15 protein-coding genes, 1 pseudogene and 1 riboswitch are annotated in these 19,967 nt (G+C 57.4%); of the genes and pseudogenes, 3 read left to right on the plus strand and 13 right to left on the minus strand.

Annotated elements, in window-relative coordinates:
• Nucleotides 1-181: 181 nt before the first annotated feature.
• The 4 genes from SO156_RS23290 to SO156_RS23305 all read right to left on the minus strand — a co-directional run bounded on the left by SO156_RS23290 (nt 182) and on the right by SO156_RS23305 (nt 4,111).
• The gene (locus tag SO156_RS23290) at nt 182-886 is read right to left on the minus strand and encodes an HAD family hydrolase (RefSeq protein ID WP_498536378.1); all 705 of its coding nucleotides are present in this window, start codon (nt 884-886) and stop codon (nt 182-184) included.
• A gap of 9 nt (nt 887-895) precedes the next feature.
• Nucleotides 896-2,485 carry an amidophosphoribosyltransferase gene (locus SO156_RS23295; protein ID WP_498536379.1) on the minus strand — a complete coding sequence of 530 codons (1,590 nt, stop codon included), beginning with the start codon at nt 2,483-2,485 and terminating at the stop codon, nt 896-898.
• A 126-nt stretch (nt 2,486-2,611) separates the two neighbouring features.
• A complete protein-coding gene (locus SO156_RS23300; protein ID WP_498536380.1) occupies nt 2,612-2,839 on the minus strand; it encodes a hypothetical protein in 228 nt (75 codons plus the stop codon).
• 300 nt (nt 2,840-3,139) lie between these two features.
• Nucleotides 3,140-4,111: an ABC transporter substrate-binding protein gene (locus SO156_RS23305; protein WP_498536381.1), complete on the minus strand. Its 972-nt coding sequence runs from the start codon at nt 4,109-4,111 to the stop codon at nt 3,140-3,142.
• A gap of 362 nt (nt 4,112-4,473) precedes the next feature.
• On the opposite strand from SO156_RS23305, the pseudogene SO156_RS23310 reads away from it, so the two are divergent.
• Nucleotides 4,474-4,633: pseudogene (locus SO156_RS23310) on the plus strand (IS5/IS1182 family transposase); the annotation flags it as partial.
• Here SO156_RS23310 and SO156_RS23315 read toward each other — a convergent pair.
• The 5 genes from SO156_RS23315 to SO156_RS23335 form a co-directional block, all read right to left on the minus strand.
• Entirely contained in the window at nt 4,596-4,931 is a 336-nt protein-coding gene (locus tag SO156_RS23315) for a hypothetical protein (RefSeq protein ID WP_498536402.1), read from the minus strand. The pseudogene SO156_RS23310 and the gene SO156_RS23315 sit on opposite strands and share 38 nt — an antisense overlap.
• A 2-nt stretch (nt 4,932-4,933) precedes the next feature.
• Complete coding sequence (locus tag SO156_RS23320) at nt 4,934-5,677, minus strand: lyase family protein (protein ID WP_498536382.1); 744 nt, start codon at nt 5,675-5,677, stop codon at nt 4,934-4,936.
• Between the two features lie 64 nt (nt 5,678-5,741).
• Nucleotides 5,742-7,325 (minus strand): carbohydrate porin, encoded by a 1,584-nt coding sequence (locus tag SO156_RS23325; RefSeq protein ID WP_498536383.1) that lies wholly within the window; start codon nt 7,323-7,325, stop codon nt 5,742-5,744.
• Nucleotides 7,326-7,835: 510 nt separating this feature from the next.
• Nucleotides 7,836-8,024 (minus strand): hypothetical protein, encoded by a 189-nt coding sequence (locus tag SO156_RS23330; protein WP_498536384.1) that lies wholly within the window; start codon nt 8,022-8,024, stop codon nt 7,836-7,838.
• 31 nt (nt 8,025-8,055) lie between these two features.
• A complete protein-coding gene (locus SO156_RS23335) occupies nt 8,056-8,979 on the minus strand; it encodes a TauD/TfdA dioxygenase family protein (protein WP_498536385.1) in 924 nt (307 codons plus the stop codon).
• A gap of 601 nt (nt 8,980-9,580) precedes the next feature.
• A riboswitch (cobalamin riboswitch) is annotated at nt 9,581-9,804 on the plus strand.
• 106 nt (nt 9,805-9,910) lie between these two features.
• Between SO156_RS23335 and metE the strand changes: the two genes are divergently transcribed.
• A complete protein-coding gene (gene metE / locus SO156_RS23340; RefSeq protein ID WP_498536403.1) occupies nt 9,911-12,244 on the plus strand; it encodes a 5-methyltetrahydropteroyltriglutamate--homocysteine S-methyltransferase in 2,334 nt (777 codons plus the stop codon).
• Between the two features lie 284 nt (nt 12,245-12,528).
• Here the strand turns inward: metE and SO156_RS23345 are convergent, their stop codons facing one another.
• Entirely contained in the window at nt 12,529-12,825 is a 297-nt protein-coding gene (locus tag SO156_RS23345; RefSeq protein ID WP_498536386.1) for a hypothetical protein, read from the minus strand.
• 373 nt (nt 12,826-13,198) lie between these two features.
• On the opposite strand from SO156_RS23345, the gene SO156_RS23350 reads away from it, so the two are divergent.
• Nucleotides 13,199-13,705, plus strand: a complete 507-nt coding sequence (locus SO156_RS23350; protein WP_498536387.1) for an avidin/streptavidin family protein — start codon at nt 13,199-13,201, stop codon at nt 13,703-13,705.
• 370 nt (nt 13,706-14,075) lie between these two features.
• Here SO156_RS23350 and SO156_RS23355 read toward each other — a convergent pair whose 3' ends face one another.
• The 3 genes from SO156_RS23355 to SO156_RS23365 all read right to left on the minus strand — a co-directional run bounded on the left by SO156_RS23355 (nt 14,076) and on the right by SO156_RS23365 (nt 19,521).
• The gene (locus tag SO156_RS23355; RefSeq protein ID WP_498536388.1) at nt 14,076-15,449 is read right to left on the minus strand and encodes a M16 family metallopeptidase; all 1,374 of its coding nucleotides are present in this window, start codon (nt 15,447-15,449) and stop codon (nt 14,076-14,078) included.
• Nucleotides 15,446-16,738, minus strand: a complete 1,293-nt coding sequence (locus SO156_RS23360) for a M16 family metallopeptidase (RefSeq protein WP_498536389.1) — start codon at nt 16,736-16,738, stop codon at nt 15,446-15,448. The genes SO156_RS23355 and SO156_RS23360 overlap by 4 nt, the downstream gene beginning before the upstream one ends.
• Nucleotides 16,739-17,796: 1,058 nt before the next feature.
• Nucleotides 17,797-19,521 (minus strand): outer membrane beta-barrel protein, encoded by a 1,725-nt coding sequence (locus SO156_RS23365; RefSeq protein WP_498536390.1) that lies wholly within the window; start codon nt 19,519-19,521, stop codon nt 17,797-17,799.
• Between the last annotated feature and the right edge of the window lie 446 nt (nt 19,522-19,967).

The following is a 19,967-nucleotide window of genomic DNA, read 5'->3' on the forward strand; positions in this document are numbered from 1 at the left end:
TAAGGAGGCGAACTTAACTCCCTCCGCCGTTCGGCCGGCAGAGTTTGACCGGCCAAATCGTTACCCATTCGTGGCCGCTATCAATAAACCGGAGGCTCCGGAGCTTGATAGCGACACCGATCCATAGGCGTCCAGCTTCGAGAGGCAGCCTTTCCCTCGCTCCACTCTAGGGATTGGCTCGTCATTGGTCTTCGGCGGCCTTGATTGGTACATCCTGAAAAAACCCATGCCCCTGCAAGATCGGCAACAGCTCGTGATGGTTGTGAACGATGTAGTCCGGCTCCGCTGCCCGCAAGCGCGACTCGGAAACAAATCCGCCGGTAATGGCTATGCTTATGAGCCCAAGATCACGTGCAATATTCGCTTCGACGGGCATATCGCCAATGATGAAGGTTGCCGGCGGTTTCAGGTCGTTCGCCTGCATGTACAGACGCAGTCGCTCCCCTTTGCTCATCGATTTGTACTGCGTGTCGCGGTTTTCAAAGGCGAGCACCTCGTCAAAGTAGTCATTGATACCAAGCCTTTGCAACTGCGCACGAAGCGGGTCGACGATATGGTTGCTCACTATGATAGACGAAGCCGCTTGCTCGCGAGCTATTTCCAACATTCTGCGCGCGCCCTCGCGCAAATTGGCGTTACCAGCAAGCGGTTCGTAGGCGTCGTGAAAAAAAGCACTCCCGTCGCGATCCGTGGCAGCAACCTCTGATTCCGACATTCCCAGATTTCGATAAAAAATCGAAAGCGGAACGTCGCAATGCTCGCGAAATGTGTTCATATCGATCTTTGCACGACCAAAGCGTCTTAATATGGCATTAGTCGTCTGCAATAACGCGTCGGCATCGTCGAGCAGGGTGCCATTCCAGTCAAAGACGAGAGCCGGTTTCATGATCTGACCTCAAGCAGGGATTGATTCCGAATAGGGGAGATCGGCTATCAAATTGCGCAAGTTTCTATTTGCGCGCTTCTGCCCAGCTGGCGTTGGCATCTCGAACGTAAAAGGTGACAGATCGATGCCGTCATGCCCGCACGGTAACAAGGATACGAGAAGTGAGAAGGGCAGATAGGTTATATCCGTTGCGTTGATCGATACCGCAATTTTGCTCTCGATGGCTTTGAGAACTTGCGGCTCGATGTTGTGAAACTTAAGGCTTTTCTTCTTCTGTTCGGGCGATAATCCCTTCCATATCTGCCAGAATGCCAATTCATCTAGAGTCTCGATGCCCATGCCGTAGTAATTTGGAGCCACTATCGGCGGCGAGCCGATCGCCCAATGCACACGTCTCGCGCCAGCGGCAAGGAGCAAATTCGTGACAGTCCGACTAGTGTCACCGCGAATGAGGGCTTCATCGGCAATTATTACCGTGCTTTCGGCCAGGTCCTTTGCCGAAGCGCGGTACTTTCGGGCAATACTAGACTTCCGCTCGCTAAGCACGCCGATCAGAGTTCGCTGAGAAAACTGAGTTTCGATGACCTCCCGACGCTGGGCGACGACACCTCGCGCGGCGAGAGCTGCAAACAGACCATCAGCGTATGGCCCCCCGGTATTTGGCATGGAGGACACGATGATTGGCGCGGAGCCTGGTCCTGTTGAGACACGCTCCGCAATAAGTCCACCGAGGGCGCCCCCGATATTGTAACGAGTTTCGAAATGAGATCGGCCCTCGATCGACGTGTTCGGATTTCCCAAGTACAACGTTTCGTAAGCGCAGAGCTTGGCATTATGCCGCCTAGTGCTCACTAACCGATCAAAACAACGCCCCATCTTCCCATCCACATACTTGATGTGGCCTGGCAACACTTCATCCGCCTTGCCTTGCAGCCCGGCAAAGGCGCAATTTTCAGACGCAAAGAGCAAGAACCCGTCATCCGTTTGCATAGTCTCCAAAGGTCGCACACCACATCGGTTACGGAAGGCAATGAGATTGCCCCCTCCGTCCAGACATAGCGCACTGATGGCGCCATCAACGCGCTCATCAATCTCACGAAAGATGTTTTCGTAGTCGACCGGCAGATCGTGCCGCCAATAGTTGCGCTCGCAGGATCGTTCTATCAATTTGAGCAAGAGCTCAGCATCTGTGGTGATGCCTGAGGTATGCCCCTCCGCAAGCAACTCTTTCCTAAGTTCACGGGCATTGACCAACGCACCGTCCAAAGAAATCGTCAGGTGACGGGCGCTGGGGCCATCCTTGTGAACAGGCTGAAAGTCGCCATCACCGTTGCCGCTGCGGCGGAGACTACGAATATGCGCGATTGCAACATGGGGTCTAAAATTCTGATCCCGCTCATTGCACTCAGTCGGCGCCAATTTGGCGGTTGATTGAAAGGATCTTGCAAATCGAAGACCTTTCTCGTGCATGAAAGCTGCAACACCGAAACCCGCTTGTCCGCGAAGTGCAAGCTTCGGAACCATATCCTTGAGACGATCGTAAACCGTGACCTGTGAACTGCTTAAAGGCGGGAGAAAAGCGGCAGCAACACCGGACATACGAACACTCTTGCTAAACACTCCATGTCCTCGGGAAGCGTGAGTATTGCGCCAACGCCATATGGGGACATGGTTTTGACTTCTTTAAGCAAGCCTCGTACCAGCGCTTAACAGGCTCTGTTCGGGCTATCCGATCAGATAAGATCGATAAACATCGTCAATCTGACTAGCGGCGATGATCTCGGCTCGTCGGAATCGCGGCACGAGTGTCTGGAGAGCGACGCGTTCGTTCGAAAGCCGCCAAGCATTGGAGGTCAGTGCATCTCGTGCCGGGGCGCCGATGGCCAAACGATCTGCGCGCACATCAGGTTCGACCGCGAAGAAATATTGCTCAGTGAAAGACACGAAGATCAAGAACGGATATTCTCACGGCATCATGCGGTGGAATACCATCGGCTTTGCGGCGCAAATATTAGTGAACAGTAGACCTTGTAAGTACCGATAACAATGAACTCCTCAACGCTTGCTCTTCGACATCCACGAAGAGTTCGCGGCTCGTTACCTCAAACGATCTGCCTTACTTCCCTATGCTAGGCCGTGTACCGATAAACCGGCCGATGACGCGACGAAGGTTATGTCTGCTTTGCCTCTGTAGCGACCAAGTCGTGCGCAGCGCAATATGTCGCGATGGGCCACGAGCCGACATCCGCAAGCTCATTCGATCACCTCGTCGGCGGCCACCTGGAAAGACGGCGGGATCGTGAGACCAAGCGCTTTGGCGGTCCTCATGTTGATGGCGAAATCGAGCCGCGTGGGGCCCTGAAACGGCAACTCGCCTGCTTGCGCGCCGTTGAAGATGCGCTCCACATAACTTGCTACCTGCCGGTCAAGTTCTCTGAGACTGGGACCATAGCCAATTAGCAAGCCTGCCTGGGCACTCTCGCGGAAGCCACCAACTGTGGGTAATCGGTTTTTCGCGGCAAGTGCGCCGAGCTGTGCGGTATCGCGAGATAGTTCTGGCGTCGGCGCGATCACCAGGGCTTCCGCGCCGGACCCGCGCAAGTCAGAAAACGCGGTTTCATACTCGTTCGCGCTCTCGATCCAGATTTCCACCAGCTCAAGTCCGACCTCGGCAGCAGCCTTGCGCAAGGGCAACAAGCCCGCTTCGACGACGGTGCGATGATTGGACAGGACGGCGATCCGATGCACCGAAGGCACGATTTCATGCAACAGCGAGAGACGCTTGATTTCGAGTTCCGGGGCGATCAGAGAAACGCCCGTGACGTTGCCGCCCGGATGCGCCCAACTCTCGGCGACGCCCGCGCGGACCGGGTCCGCACCCATTGGCGCGGCGACAATCGGAATTGTACTCGTCGTCGCGCGGGCTGCATGAATTGCCCAATCGGATGCGGCGATGATGGCGTCGGGCTTGTTGCCAACCAGCGCTTGTGCCAGCTCCGGCATTTGCTCCGCCGCGCCAACGCGTATGTCAACGACAAGGTTGCGGCCTTCGACGAAGCCGCGTGACGCTAAGTAGGGCAGTATGACGGTACGGATAAGGCTGACATCCACAAGCGTGAGTACACCCAAGCGCCAAATCCGTTCCCCGGCTTCCGCGCATCTGGGCGAAAGTAGTTTCAGCAGTGCGGCGGCCACCGTCCTGGCGATGAAATCCCGGCGTCGCATGTGCTCCCCCGTAAGGACACCGCTTGTGGGAAGAGGAGCCTAGCACTTTGTCGTGGGGCTGTGAGGTGCCTTGAAGGACCGCCTTGGGTCATTTTTGATGGCTCCTGGAGGATTGTCGGTGGGTAGATGTCTGCTTTTGCCCGTAGGCGTCGCATCAGGACGGGCCACGAACGTTGCTTTCGGCAAGCCTCCCGTGATTCAGACTCCCAAACTGCTTCTGTGGTCTAAACTCCGTCTCACTTTTGCCTGCCGACCGTGGCTATGACGCTGACTGGATCAGAGAACTCGCCATGAAGAAGGGAGCATGGGCTAAAATCCCGCCGAAAATCAATCGCAGCAACCCGATCTGCTTCAGCCCTTATCTCTACCGAGCTTCGCAACCAGGTCGAGTGGTTCTACAACAGGATCAAACAATATCGGCGGGTCGCGACGCGCTACGACAGACTTGCCGCCAACTACGTTGCCTTCGTTCAACTCGCGTCGATCAGGCTATGGCTGCGCCTTCATGCGTCATCGTCTTAGTCGCTTCAATCGCAGCGCAGTACATGAGCGACTCCACGTCTTCGCGCCTCACTAGTCCACGTTCGATGGCGATCTCGAGAAAAGGTCGATGTTCATTGAGCGCCGCTCTTACAGCCGCGGCGACACTGGCGTACCCGAACTCAGGTACCAGTGCTGTCGCTAGCGCACTGGACGCCAGCAAATTCTGTCGGGACCGCTCTTCATTAACCGTAAGCGAGCACACACACCGCTCGAGGAAGATCGTCGCCGAACGTTGAAGGAGGATGATGGACTCGATCAGGCGATCGCAAACTAGCATGTCTAGCAATTGATCTCCAGCAGGCCGTGCTGGCAGGCCATCGCGATGGCAGCATCGTTCCCCAAGATCGCAAATGCTGCTTGGCAAACCGCTATAGGAATAACTGGGTTTACCTTGCCGGGCATAACCGAAGATCCAGCCTGAATCGCAGGCAAGGCAATTTCTCCGATAGCGCCGCCGGGACCCGACGAGAGCACAATGAGGTCATTGGCAATCTTCCAGAGGGAATTCGCTGAATTTCGAAGTTCGGCCGATAACCGCGCACACGCGACTAAATTCTGCATCGCATCGAATGTATCGGCAGCTGGCTTGATTTCGTCACCAATCAAGGTCGACAAGTGTCGGAACACCGCCTGTTTGTAGCCAGGTTTAGAGTTAAGTCCGGTACCAACTGCGGTACCACCGAGTGGAAGGACCAGGAGTTGGCGCCGCAACTCCTCCACTTGCTTCGCATGACGCTGTAGGACCGCCTCATATGCCCCGAATGTCTGACCGAACAACATCGGAACAGCATCCTGCAAACATGTGCGGCCAAGGCGCAAGGTTTCGGAATGCTCCTTCTTCTTTTCCGAGAAGGCAGCGGCCACTTTCATCAAGGCAAGCGAAGCACCTTGCGACACACGAAAGATCGCGAGCCTTATGGCCGTCGGAAGCACGTCGTTGGTGGATTGACCGAGATTGACGTGATCATTTGGATGGATGAAGGCGTAGTTGCCAGGCGGTTTTCCGCTCAGCCGCGCGGCCACGTTTGCGAAAAGCGGACTCCGCAAATTTGCGATGGTTCTTCATAGGTTGACGCCCTCTTCGCGGTTAGAAGAATATCGACGTGGAGACCAACAGATTCAACGCATGTCCCGTTCGGGGGGTGTATGTGATGCTTGTCGGGTTATTGATATAGGTCAGTCCTATGCTTGAATATATGCCGGGCGCCAAATGCGCTGTATATGTTCCGGAAATCGCCGTACTGTCGCGATGCACAAGGTGCCCCTTGGCCAAGGCTGCATCCACTGCAAAGTTGCTCCACGCGGTGTTTGTGGCAACCACAGCAATCTGATCGTGTGGCCGGCTGTCAAACACTCCCTTCGCATAAAGACGGAGCTCGTAGTACTGACTGACCCTGTTTAAGTCAGGCGGCGCGTACATCACAGAAAATCCGCCATAGATGCCACGAGCCGCTGAGCCTTGGGCATCAGACTGCCAGAGCTGCCTGTCGGCTGCGACGTAATAAACGCTATTTGCGTTAGCTCTCGGTTGCGTCGGATACTGCAAGTCTTTGTAGCTGCTATTGTTGAAACCGGCACCTGCCCGCAACCAAGTCTCGGGCGAACCCGGTGCGGCTCGGTTCTTGTAGCCGGCTTCGTCAAGCAGAAGAACGCCCGCGTTGGTCGTGTCCCAATTTAGGCCGGTCGGATTTTCGGCAATCTGGGCAGATTGGCCGTCTGGACTGAGTGAACGCTGCAACGAGATCTTATTGTAGAAGCGATCACCAAAATTGTACTTCAGATTGACAGCTGGCGTTGGCGCGGCATTGTTGCTTATGCCTGCTTGGTATAAGATATTCGATGAGGCCCCAAAAACATTTACTGCTGCGTTTCCTCCGACCACAGTTCCCACGAACTCATTTATGTTTCGGAGATAACCCATTTTGAGTTCAAACTTGCCGTCGAAAAACGTCTGATAGTAAGCAAGCGTATTAATCCCAAATCTGTCTGGCCCCCCAGGCTTCCATGTCCAATATTGCTGCTGGGCGCCCACGATGATCTGACCATCGGGAATCCCAAAGCGGCTGAGATCATAGGTCACGATCATGAAGTTTAGGGTATTAAATGTCGGATTCTGGCCAATATATAGCTGATCGCGGATGGTGCTCCTGGCCGCATTCGGCAGGTGATTGGCCACGAATGTGTTTACCGTCCCGCCGACATAACCGATCCCGACGTCTGCCAACGCAGATCTGACGCCGCCGTAGTCCTGGTCGATCGTATCGGCAGGGCCAGGAATGTTGAGCCACATGCCTTTTTCGCGCAGGTTCTCGAACCTTGCAAATGGATCGGCTCTCAATTGAGTTGTTGCGTTCTTTGTAAGGACAACCGCGCTGTCAGACTTTGACGCAAGAGCGATCACTTTCTGTACGCGTGCAGAGCTACCGACGGGATGCACCACTCCTTCGGACCGGTAGCCTCGGGGCTTGATAGCACGATAGTCCTTCTTTTGAAGTCCTCCCTGAGCAATCTGATTCGAAGTGCCGCTTTTGGGGTTAGGCACGTCGGCAGCGTGCGCCGGCGCCAAGCCGCCGAAGGGACTCGCCGCGAGGGACAGCGCGACAGCAAGACATCTCTGCGCATTGGCTTCATGAAGCGTCGTTTGTAGCGCGCTAGCCGCAAGACGACGCAATTGACCGGCCCGAAGCCTTGAGATCTTTGGAGCCTGAATACACGAGACGGCGGAGATCGCATTGGGAGTAGACCTTCTAGATGCAGATGACGAGATAGTAGATCCCTCAGGCCCGACGGCGCAGCCAGATCTATATTGCATCCCGACTTCCTTAACGCGTGAAGAACGACTTGTTGCTGAGCCACGATTGCCATGTGTCCGACGTTTGCATCAATTGCTAAGGTTGGTAGGTGACACCGGCAGGCATTGCTTCGCGATTCGGCTCCTCAACGCTTGAAGCCGTCGCCGCGATCAATCGTTAATCGTTTCGCCTGAGATCTCGCGCGCCGCACGATGGATAAAGAGCTAATTTAGGGCGTGGGTTCGTCTACCGACAAAGACACGCGCAAAGCCCGTCTCGACACCGTCGCCACGAGGTCAAAAAGACTGGAGCGGACCAACTGCTGGACGGGTATAACGACCGCGCTCGCCCACGCTTCTCAAGGTCAGAGCGATTGCCGGGCGGCACTTTCAAAGCGGCAAGCCGCCATTGCTGATGGGAACGACGGCATCTTGCGACAAAGCCGATATGGCCTCATAAGAACCGGCGCTGCTTTTGATTTGAAAGCGCGCGCCGCTCGAAGACATCGTTGAAATGCCATATCGGAGCAAGCCGAATGCTGCATGCAGCAAATTGGCGAACAAAGGTAGGGTGTGCATCGACCGGATCGCGGCCAACCTTGTGAAGGCGCTAGGCAACCTTCGGTTCCTTGGCTGCCTTGATGCGTGTTACGCTGCTCTCACCATCGATGCTGACGGGTACTTCACCGGCGACGGTGGCGCGACGAACGAGGCGATGCTGGTCGCCGTAATCGTTCACCGCGTAATGCTGCGTAGCCCGATTGTCCCAGATCGCTATATCGCCTTCCCTCCAGCTCCAGCGGACGGTATTTTCGAGAGCCGTGATATGAGACTGAAAGACATCAAACAGCTTCTGGCCGTCGTATTTTGGGATACCAACGAAATTTTGTACCAGAGCGCCGAGCACCAGCGTGCGTTCGCCGGTCTCGGGGTGCACGCGCACCACAGGATGGTCAGTCTGATAGATCGTTCTAGTAAAGACTTCGTCCAAGTGTTTTTTGTCGAGCTCGCTGACACGGTCCAGTATAGCGTAGTCAAAGGAGTTGCTGTGAACGGCCCAAAGCTTGTCTGCAAGCCGCTGCAACGGCGGTGCTAGGTCGAGGTAGGCCGCAACGGTGTTCGACCAGACTGTATCGCCACCGAAGGCTGGTATTACAACGCCTCTTAGCACCGCAATCTTGGGGTAGGCATCGACGAAGGTTCCATCGGTGTGCCACAAGTCGGCCCGGCTACCGGCGCGGGCAGAATCAAGCTCGATGATCGACGTCGTTCCCTTTATGGCACCGAGCGTTGGATGAGGCGCCAGACTTCCAAAACGAAGTGCAAAGCGCTCCTGCTCGGCATCGTCGAGATGACCCTGGTCGCGGAAGAAAATAACCTTGTGCTCCAGCAGCAGCTCATTGATCGCGGCGATCGTCTGGTCTGGCAAGTCTCCCGACAGCTTGACGTTTCGGATCTCTGCGCCGATGCGCGCTGCGCGTTTGACGATGTCGGAACGAGGAATGATGCTATCCGACGATACGGCTGCATCCATGGTGACACTCTCCAATTTGCAGGTTGTCCGCCAGACCAAGCTATTCAACTGCGACAGGAGTCGACGAACGCTAAATTGCGGACCGCATAGCGGAAATCCGCCACAATGCGTGACAACAGCGACGAGCTCTTCTTGCGCTCTTGAGGCGACCTCGTAAAATTGACCGGGTCTGTCAGTTCGATCAATTCCTAGTATTGGTAGTTGACCGATCCAAAATGCCTTGCACTTCGCTGGGACATTGATGCAGATGTTGCAGTTCGGCGCCGACGAACAAGAAAGGCGTCAGCGTTGGAGTCGACAACGCCCCTCCTCAAGGTCTTGTTGGCCGAGATCAATTTTGATTCCTTCGTATGTTCGATCGATTGTGGCGATCTTGACGGCGGCGGAGGTCGGCGCCATGAAGGTATATGACGCACTTTACGGCGCAATCGCTCCTGTTAGGCCCGAGCTCGTCGAGCAGATCCTGCCGCGTGGAGCTTTGCACGACGATTGCTCCGGACAGATGCGAAGGGCTCGATACTTTCTTCATTTAGACAGACCCGCCCGGCCAGATGCCGCAGCAAAGGTAATCCGCAGAGGTTGACGTTACCCCTCTTGTGCAGATAATCGAAGTTGTCGAGGTTCTCCAGATCTCTCTTGATCTGGAGCTAAGAGGGAAGCCGGTGCGTCCTCGATCCGTTCAGGATTGAATCAATGCCGGCGCTGCCCCCGCAACTGTAAGCGGCGAGCCGCATCCACACGTGTCACTGAAGCAGGCGCTTCGGGAAGGCCGGATGCAGGCGATGACTCGCGAGCCAGGAGACCTGCCCCGACAACATAATCGACCACGGGCGGGGTGTCCGGTGGTACGCCAAGCAGCAGGGCGCTTTCGCGGCCCTCCTGCCTGCGTCTCCGCCATAGCCTTTGCTCCAGCCACAATGGGGTTAAAGCTATGTCTCTTCCCTCACTTCCTGTTGCAACCCTCGGCATGCCGCGTATCGGGCCACGCCGCGAACTCAAACTGGCGCTCGAAGGCTACTGGGAAGGCAAGATCAGCGACCGGCAGCTTCTTGAAGCTGCGGCCGGTCTTCGTGTCGCTAACTGGGCACGGCAGAATTCGCTTGGCGTTACCGTCATCCCATCGAATGACTTCTCACTCTATGACCAGGTTCTCGACACGAGCGCCATGGTTGGCGCGATTCCTAAAGCGCACGGCTGGGAGGGCGGTCCGGTCTCGCTGAAGACCTATTTCGCCATGGCACGGGGCTCGCAAGACCAGGAGCCCGACGCGAGCTACGGTCAAGCCCGTCATGGCCATGGCGCCGCTGCGCAGGAAATGACCAAGTGGTTCGATACCAATTACCACTACATGGTGCCCGAATTCCATAAAGGTCAGACCTTCAGGCTTTCCTCCCGCAAGCCGATCGAGGAATACGAGGAGGCGAAAGCCCTTGGCTATCAAACACGGCCTGTCCTGATCGGACCAGTCACCTTCCTTAAGCTTGGCAAGAGCGCCGACTTGGCGTTTGATCCAATTTCGCTGCTCGATAGCCTCGTTCCGGTCTATGTCGAGGTCCTCCAAGAACTGGCGAAACGTGGAGCCGAGTGGGTCCAGCTTGACGAGCCCTGCTTGGTGCTCGATCTGGACGAGACCACACGAAGCGCGCTGCAGCGTGTCTATCGGCGTTTCGCCAAGGAGGTGCCCGGCATCAAGATCATGCTTGCCACTTATTTCGGTGCAGTTGGCGACAATCTAGCGACTGCTCTGGGGCTGCCAGTCGCCGGATTGCACGTCGATCTTGTCCGCGCTCCCCAACAATTGAGCCAGATTGAACTCGGCGCCCGCACGGACCTCGTGATTTCGCTCGGTATCATCGATGGCCGCAACGTGTGGCGTTCCGATCTGTCGGCACTCGTGGAGCGGTTCAAGCCCGTCATTGCAACGTTCGGCAAGGATCGCGTGCAGCTGGCGCCTTCCTGCTCACTCCTGCATGTCCCAATTGATCTTGAGCTAGAGACCGATCTCGATTCTGACGTAAAGAGCTGGCTTGCCTTCTCGGTTCAGAAGATTGGCGAGCTCGCGACCTTGGCAAAAGCGCTCGCGCTCGACGGAAAGGTCGTTGCCGCCGCGTTTGCCGAATCGGACTTTGCGGCGACGGCCCGCCGAGCTTCGCCAAAGATCCATGACACGGCCGTTGCCCAGCGTACGGCGACGATTGACGCGGTTATGCGCCGCCGCAATAGCGCTTTTGAGAGCCGTGCCGAGGTTCAGCGCAAGCGTTTCGGCCTGCCGCTTTTCCCCACGACCACGATCGGGTCGTTCCCGCAGACGGCAGAAGTCCGCACTGCTCGCGCCGCACGTGCCAAGGGAAAGTTAACAGACGCGCAATATGAGCAATTCCTGAAGGATGAAACGGCTCGCGCCGTCCGATGGCAGGAAGACATCGGGCTCGACGTGCTCGTACACGGCGAGTTCGAGCGCAACGATATGGTCCAGTATTTCGCTGAGCAGCTCTCCGGGTTCCTATTTACTAAGCACGGCTGGGTGCAATCTTATGGCTCCCGTTACGTTCGCCCTCCGATCTTATTCGGCGATGTCTCCCGGCCGAAGGCGATGACCGTCGGATGGTGGAGCTACGCGCAATCGCTGACCAGGAAGCCTATGAAGGCCATGCTTACGGGGCCGGTGACGATCCTGACTTGGTCGTTCGTCCGTGACGACATTCCACGCAGCGAGGCCTGCCGTCAGATCGCGCTCGCGATCCGGGACGAGGTCGCCGACCTCGAAAAGGCGGGCGCGACCATGATCCAAATCGATGAGGCAGCGCTACGCGAAGGTTTGCCGCTCCGTCGATCCGACTGGAAGGCCTATCTCGACTGGGCCGTGGAGAGCTTCCGCATCTGCTCCTCTGGTGTTGCCGACGCAACGCAGATCCATACCCATATGTGCTATTCGGAGTTCAATGCCATCATTGATGGAATCGCCGCGATGGACGCTGATGTCATCTCGATCGAAACCTCCCGTTCTAAGATGGAACTGCTCGATGCATTCACAGCCTTCAAATACCCGAACGACATCGGCCCCGGCGTCTATGACATCCACTCGCCGCGCGTGCCCGAAGCCACTGAGATGAAGGATCTCATCGCGCTGGCCCGCCAACGGCTGTCGGACTCACAGCTCTGGATCAATCCGGATTGCGGTCTGAAGACTCGTCAATGGGAGGAAGTCCGTCCGGCGCTCATCAACATGGTTGCAGCGGCCCGCGAACTACGCAAGGCCGGCTGACGCGAGCGTGATCTTGCGCCCGCAACAGCTGCTGCAGCAGCTTCTCCGGTGGATTTACGGCCGTCCAATCGACCGAATAGAGCGCGACACACTCGCGCTCAAGCGCCGAACGCGCCTCGTTCACCATCGTCCGGGTTGCTCGCAGCGGATGATCACGTTGCCCTCGCCTAGCTCTTACTGTCTCGACGGGTAAGGCTGAATACTTCCATGGACATCGGCGAAGGCGGGCCTTTTCTTGCTAGGCGCTCAATTGAGGTTAGTGGCCACTCGGCTAGCATAAACAATCAAAGATCAGATTGTATATTCACTAAAACGTCGCCTGCCACGATTTCGGGGTCTCCAAGCTCAAGGTCATGCAGGCTCGCTTGAACAAACTCCAACACGTTGTGATTGGCTGCAATGGCGCTTTCGCGATCCTCGAAGATCATAACAGCGACACAGATACCTTCGCCTGCATCCAACACGTAGTACGATCTGAAACCATGCGCTTCCCTTAGGATCTGACCGATGCCGCTTTTGGCGCGGCGAGCAGCATCCGCAACCGAACGAACTTTGAGGTACTTGCGAATGACCATGTACATCGAAGCGCCTCGACTTTCAGTTCCACCTCACGCATCAAAGCCCATCGAGCCGCGCTTGGACGAGCTCCCACTCCCGCTGTGGCCACAACGCCCGCCCAAAGGGCCTGCGCTAGGGATTGTTAGTGGGCGACTGAGAGTGAGCCGACCCGCCTCGTTGCCGTACATTATGGCCCAGAGCTGCAGACAGCCCAACCAAAGCCGGCCGGTCACGCGTCAGCCGCTCGCAACCACCATTCTGCCTCACAGAACTAAAGTTCAGACGTTGATCACAATTCAACCTGCTAGCGCTATCACAATCTATTACCCGTTTAAATTGCCTAGGTAAAGTTTTATAATTGAGCCGCTCCGCTAATGGAGCGATATGGAGTCGGAAATGTCTCAAGCAAAGTGGAAATTGACGAACTGGATGGGCGCGGCCTGCCTAGGCCTGTTCCTGGCCACGCCTGCAGCGGCGCAGCCGATCTGGACCTGGACCAACCAATACGGCTCGACTCTGGCGGTTGACAATTATAATGCCAACACAGGTGCGATTTCCGGCACTTACACCAACAATGCGAGCAATAGCTGCGATGAAGGTGCCCCTCAGGCGATGACGGGCTGGCTTGCGCGGTCTAATAGTGGCACGGCGATCAGCTTTTCGGTGAATTTTGCAGGCTGCGGGTCGACAACCGTATGGACGGGACAGCTGAACACTGCATCGGGATTTCAGGGGCTCTGGCTACTTTCACTCGCCGAACCGGTGATCTGGAATGGCATCAGCGCCGGCGCGGACACTTTCACCTTCGCAAGCGGCGACAAATCGAAATTGCTGTCCGCCGTCGGAGAGGCGGCCAAGAGCGGTTCAGGCGAGAAGCTCTCGAATACAAAGAATCACAAATAACCTGATCTGCCACGTGGCGAAGGAAGGAATGCCACAACCCTGATCTTTCCCGCCCTCCTCTGCGCCGACGCTCGCTCTGGCTCAACCACACATTTGGTATGGATCTCGAGATCGAAGTCTTGCCGGGCCTGAATGCCTGAACTGTTTAGGCTCGGCTTGATTCATTGGAGATACGCGCCGACTGAGCGTATCGTAGATCCAATGTGCGAACACCTAACTAGACCACCAGACCAGGCGGAGAGCTTGGTCTTCCTTCGGAACCTGCTGCCCGAAACCAACATAGTCGCAGGTCGCCTCTTTAGCGATGGACCAGGCGCCATTGCCTGCGTGGCGAGTTCGATTTTTGCAGCGCGACTAGCCATAAGGCAGTTCAATCCGGGTTCGTCGGGGGGGCGGCAACCGGCTGCGCCGCGGCTTGCGGGGCGCGGCCGACCGCGACGGTCAACAAGCCCTGCCTCCAGAGTCGCTTTGCGGCTTGCCTCGCGTCCTCCAGTGTCACGGCATCGACGATGGCATTGTGCTTCTCGATATAATTGATCGGCAGCTTGTCCTGCTGATATTGCAGCAGCGCCTGAGCGAGCTTGGAGGAGGTGTCGAGCGCCAGCATCTGTGAGCCCTTGAGGTAGGACTTCGCCTCGTCGAGCTCCTTCTGCGTCGGTCCCTCCTCGGCGATGCGGCGCACCTCCTTCTCGATCGCATCGATGGTGTCGCTGGCGCGGTCGGCGCGCGTACCGGTGCTCCCGATGAAGACGGCCGAGTGCTCCATCCACAATAGCGATTCAGACACCGAATAGGCGAGTCCGCGCTTCTCGCGCACCTCGCGATAGAGCCGGGAGGACAGTCCGGCGTCGCCCAAGATGTGGTTGACGACGTAGGCGGCCATGAAGTGCGGATCGCTGCGCTTCACCCCCGGCCCTCCGAAGAAGATCACCGTCTGTGGCACATCGAGCGGCACGAAAGCGCGCTGCGGTGGCGAGGCTGGCTCGACGTCGGGGACCGGCGTGAGGTTCGCCTTGGCCGGCAGGCTGCCAAAGGTCTTGTCGAGCAGCTTGCCGAGCGTGTCCGGATCGACATCGCCGACGACAGCGACCTTCAGCGTGTCCTTAGCCATCACGCGGCCGGCATAGTCCTTCAGGTCGGCAACCGTTATCGTGGGCACGCTGTCCAGCGTGCCGCTGGCCTGACGTCCGTAAGGATGGTCACCGAAGGCGATCTCCAGAAACTTGCGGCTGGCGAGTGCCGTCGGATTTGTGGTGCGCTCGCGCAGCCCGGAGATGACTTGTGATCGGATACGCTCGACGTCGGCAGTGTCGAAATGCGGCGAGGTCAACGCCATCCGTAACAGGTCGAACGCTTCTTCCTTGTTATCGCGCAGCGTCCGCAGGGTGCCGTGGAAGGTGTCGCGGCTGGCGTTGAAAGAGAGCTCGATGGCTCGGCGCTCGAGCCGCTCGTGGAAGGTCTTGGAGTCGAGTTCGCCGGAGCCTTCGTCGAGGAGGGCGCCGACGAGGTTGGCGACGCCCGGCTTGTCCTTGGGATCCTGCGATGCGCCGCCGGCAAAGGAACACTCAATCGCGATCAGCGGTACGGTCGCATCCTGCACGAACCAGGCTTCGATGCCGCCGGGCGAGACCAAATGCTCAATCTTGGCAGCGGCATACGACGGCGCCGGCGCCGCGAGCGAGATTACGAGCCCGCCTGCAAGGGAGAGCGCAGCGCGTCGTGTGCAAAGAAAGGAATGGGTCACGAACGCTTCTCCTCGCGCTTCGCCGTGGTGGTGTCCTTGATCAGATAGCCGGTGACGGAACGCTTCTTTTCGAGCCATTTTTGTGCGGCGGCGCGCACCTGTTCAGCGGTCACGGCGCGGATGCGATCGGGCCAGCTGCGGATGTCCTCGATGGACAGGCCCGTGGTCAACCCGCCACCATACCATTGCGCGAGCACCGCCTGATCGTCCTGGGCGTAGATCACTCTCGCGATGAGCCCGCTCTTAACTCGTTCGAGATCCTCGGCAGCAATCGGGTTCCGCGCGATGTCGGCGATAATGTTGTCGATGACCTGCTCGACCTCCGCGAAGCTGACACCCTGCTTGGGCGAGGCCGAAATTGAGAACTGGCTCGGGTCGAGCGAGGTCGTTGAATAGCTGGCACTGGCCGAGACTGCGAGCGGCTTGTCAACGACCAGCGCGCGGTAAAGATAGGAGTTGTTGCCGCCGCCCATCAATTGCGCGAGCACCTCGAGTGCCGCGCTCTCGCCGGGCGCCGCGGTCGCGGCTGAGGGCACGAGATAGATGCGGTGCACGCTCGGCTGCTCGACGCGCGGATCGGACAGCGTGACGGTGCGCGGGCCGACGGGCTCCGGCTCCTGGGGACGGATGCGTTGTGAAGGAATCGCGGGCCGTGCCGGGATCGAGCCGAAATTGTGCTCGACCAACTGGCGGACGTCGGCGGCTTCGACGTCGCCAGCGATCACCAGAATCGCATTGTTCGGTGCATAAAAGCGGCGATAGAAGGCGAGCGCGTCCTCGCGATCCAACTTTTCGATCTCTTGTCGCCAACCGATGATCGGCCGTCCATAGGGGTGATTGAGGTAGAGCGCTCCCTCCATCTGCTCGTAAAGCCGCGCATCGGGGCTGTTGGCAACCCGCATGTTGTGCTCTTCGAGCACGACGTCACGCTCGGCTCGCACGTTCTCGTCCTTCAAAACCAGGCCGGTCATCCGGTCGGCCTCGAGGTCCATCATGGTCGACAGTTGTTCGCGCGGGACGTGCTGAAAATAGGCAGTGAAATCGGTGGACGTGAAGGCGTTTTGGTTTCCACCAACGCGATGCACGATCTGCAAAAGATCACCGATCGCGTGCTCCTCCGTGCCTTTGAACATGAGATGTTCGAGAAAATGGGCAAGTCCGGATTTGCCCGGCGCCTCATCTGCGGAGCCCACTTTGTACCAGATCATCTGCGTCACCACCGGTGCGCGATGGTCCGGGATCACGACCACTTGCAGGCCGTTACCAAGTGCAAAGCTGGTGAGTGGCATGGAGCTCGCAAGACTCTCGTCTGATACGCCAATTATTACGAAGGCGCAGGTCAGGACCCGCGCTAGGAGGCAAATGACGGACCTAGATGAGGACGTCGGAAGCCTTGACAGCAGTCGGAGTAGAGCTTTCGTAACGAAAGCCCGATCGCGCCGTCGATGGGGCGCGGCATTGTTTGCAAAATGGTTCGTCAACTGCTGGATCGGCACGGCTTTTTGCGAGCTCCATTGCGATTGGTTCTGGACGAGGAATGTGGTCATGATCGAAGTCATCTGTCGGATGCTCTATCCTTTTGGCTAACCAATCGACAGATCGCCTTGCTGCAGGGGATATCGTCGGTCAGGCGCGTCGCTGACGAAACCCAAAGCATTAGTCGTGCCAAAGGAGAAACCCTTTGAACTACAACGTAGCCCCCTAAGCAGCCTGTCAGACTCTTCACATATCGTCATACATCGGACACGGTGCGCGCGTTGGAACAGGTGCGGCTATCGAGAGACTCCTTCTTGCGAAGCACAGTTGGACCCGCCCGGCGCGTTGCTGGCACTGCCCATACGTGTCCTCCGAAATGACATGAGCAAGTGCATGGGTGGTCGCGATCAGCGCCAGTTCTAGAACTTGTGCAAGGTCCCCGCACCCATGCCGCTGTTCGGCTCGTGGTCAGCTCAGCGATTAAGGCTGCAGAAAGCTGTGATCGGAGTTTCGGTTAAACTTGCGCGAGCGTAGAAATGGCAGCTGTCGCGCGAGTGCAGAACGATCTGAGCTTGCAGTAGAGACATCGTTGCGCGATTTGCAGTTGCCGCAGCTGACCGTGAGCGAATGCCATCTTCGTCAATAACGTATTTAGGATGTGGCGGAGCGTAATGGCGGAACTATCGGCCAAAGCACATCTTTTCAGCGCCGGCCTCCCGCCATAACGATGCAAGCTTTTGAGCTTTGAAGGCCTAAAAGCTTACAGTTTGCGGCGTCCGGCCGACTCGAGGCACGGAACTTGAGCTTTCGCCTTTGATGGTCGCCCTGTAGCCGGCGCCTTCCGAAGCTTCGCGCGACGAGCGAGCGAGTTTTAATGAAACTTGTAGGAGACCTGCAGGAACGTGCCCCATCGTTCCATGTGAAAGCTTGCAGGAATAGGCCCAGAGGTCACAGGATTGCTGCGCGCCTGCTCGGCTAGGGTGGCGAATAGCTCACTATCTCTCGGACTCCACATCGCCCAGTAACGGCCGCCGACACCGACGCTGAAATTGCTGGTGATGAGGTACGACAGAACGCCTTCTATTTGTACCCCATGGCCGCCGCGCCCGCGTTGATCGATGAAGGTCGTGAAGTCGCGCAGCAGATGGTTATCGCGCCCTTGGAACTCCGTCCAGGGCAGGTATGCGACATCGGCGCTCAAGCGCCAACGATCGGGCAACATGGTCTCAGCGCTAAGGCCGATACGCACTGCATTCCAGTTGGTGTCTTGGCTGCCAATCGTCCTTTTATCGCCCGGCGCGAGACATTGAAGCGAAGCGATCCGAACGCATCCTGTCGAGTCAGACTTTTGGCCGTAATAGGTCCAGCCGGCGAATCCACCGATCTTGTACGTGCTGCCCCGCAGAAAATCATAACCGGCATCGGCCGTGTAGTACATGAACCTTCCGTTCGCCTGACCCGATATAGTGTTGGTATAGGCCATGGGATTGCCGGAGTCGCCGCCTAAGCCCCAATCCTCATCATTCATATTCCCGCTACTAAAGCGCCCCAAACCGATATTTCCCTTCAGGAAGATTCCCCAGGGGCTGTCAAGTCGTTCGAACAACTCACCGGAAATCCCGTCCAGCTTGCGATAGGTCAACCTCGACACCAAAAGATCGGGCGAACCATTTTCCCATTGAAATCTTCCTCGGCCCAGCCAGAGCCGTGTGCCGCTTTCTAGCGACCAGCCTGCAGTGGAGGGAATGGCAGGTGCGCTAAAGGCCGGCTCTATCGCGTAGAGCTGCGTATCGGACCATCCCGTCGTCCCTGGGTCGGCGTTAAAATGGTAGTTCACAGCGACCTTGCCGATGTGATAGCCGCTGGACAGGTTAGTTCCGTTAGCTGGGACCATCGCCAAGGGCGGATACCGCAGCGTCGGAGGGGTTGCCACACTTGGTCCCCCGAACCTCAGATAATCATATCCGATATTGACCGACCACGTCGGCGTGAGCGCGTGCTCGACACCTGCGCCGATGATGCCCCCGACACGAGCATAGTCAAAATGGGTGGCATTCTGTGGCGCCCATCCAGAGGGGTAGGTCACGCTACGAAATTCGTTGCCGTTGGCTACATCGCCTTCGTTGTGTTGCCAAGCCACACCTGCTTTGAGATAGGCAAGCGTGTGGCCCTGAGGGCCGAACGTATAACCAAGCCTGCCGGTCCCGGTGACGAAGACGTTCGGACCTGCGTTGCAGTTTGCGCTCACGACAGCACCGGAAGCGGCAAGACAGGTGTTTGCACCGTCCGCGATGGCGCCGCTGGCATTCAATTCAAGGCCAAAAACCCAGCGATCCCTCTGCCAATTGAAGCCGATCTGCGCTCCTGCCAGGAATACTGGGGTATCGACCACGTCGCCATAGATCGAGCGACCGTAGGGATCACTAAATGATGTCCGGCCGTAACCCCCGCCGACGTGCCCACCAAAATATCCTCCGGTCCAGCTCCATACTGCAGGCGGGACTTTTACTGCCGGCTTAAAATCTGCGGAATTGACAACCCCATTTGCAACGAGCGCAGCTGTTGCCGTCCCCCAAAACAAAAGTTCAGATCTCATATCACCTCACGAACAACACAACGCGCGCGCCATCTTGCAACGAAGGCCGAATGACCGACGTTGTCGCGCTGCTTCCACGGGGCGTATGTGTGCAGGATCTAGGCCATCGGAGGCGGCGCGCATTCCCTGCAGTTGCTCGTCAGTGATGTCGCCTTCGCAACAAGACCGATGAACTTTGAAACAAGTCCGCGTCTGATGTCGGTCATAACGCGCACGCTTCACGCTCGGCATCCAGTGCTGGAGCCGAATTTCCGGCGCGCTCCTCGACACGGGCGATGATTCACGGCGTAGATAACCGAGATCCGCCGACTACTCGCAGCGTGCGTGTGGCACGGTCCTTTTTAAGCGCGTTACGTCAATTATGAAGATCAGCATGCCGAGGCGAGGACTTGAACCTGCGCCCTGAGAGATAGAAACTCCCCGCTCTTTCCCGCTGAGCTGCGAGG

The sequence above is a fragment of the Bradyrhizobium sp. UFLA05-125 genome, assembly GCF_059803515.1.

Coding starts and splice junctions, on each gene's coding strand:
- SO156_RS23315 (WP_498536402.1), bottom strand. CDS start 4,931: ATGCTAGTTTGCGATCGCCTGATCGAGTCCATCATCCTCCTTCAACGT.
- SO156_RS23345 (WP_498536386.1), bottom strand. CDS start 12,825: ATGTACATGGTCATTCGCAAGTACCTCAAAGTTCGTTCGGTTGCGGAT.
- SO156_RS23305 (WP_498536381.1), bottom strand. CDS start 4,111: ATGCGACGCCGGGATTTCATCGCCAGGACGGTGGCCGCCGCACTGCTG.
- SO156_RS23365 (WP_498536390.1), bottom strand. CDS start 19,521: ATGAGATCTGAACTTTTGTTTTGGGGGACGGCAACAGCTGCGCTCGTT.
- SO156_RS23330 (WP_498536384.1), bottom strand. CDS start 8,024: ATGCACACCCTACCTTTGTTCGCCAATTTGCTGCATGCAGCATTCGGC.
- SO156_RS23350 (WP_498536387.1), top strand. CDS start 13,199: ATGTCTCAAGCAAAGTGGAAATTGACGAACTGGATGGGCGCGGCCTGC.
- metE (WP_498536403.1), top strand. CDS start 9,911: ATGTCTCTTCCCTCACTTCCTGTTGCAACCCTCGGCATGCCGCGTATC.
- SO156_RS23360 (WP_498536389.1), bottom strand. CDS start 16,738: ATGCCACTCACCAGCTTTGCACTTGGTAACGGCCTGCAAGTGGTCGTG.
- SO156_RS23295 (WP_498536379.1), bottom strand. CDS start 2,485: ATGTCCGGTGTTGCTGCCGCTTTTCTCCCGCCTTTAAGCAGTTCACAG.
- SO156_RS23290 (WP_498536378.1), bottom strand. CDS start 886: ATGAAACCGGCTCTCGTCTTTGACTGGAATGGCACCCTGCTCGACGAT.
- SO156_RS23335 (WP_498536385.1), bottom strand. CDS start 8,979: ATGGATGCAGCCGTATCGTCGGATAGCATCATTCCTCGTTCCGACATC.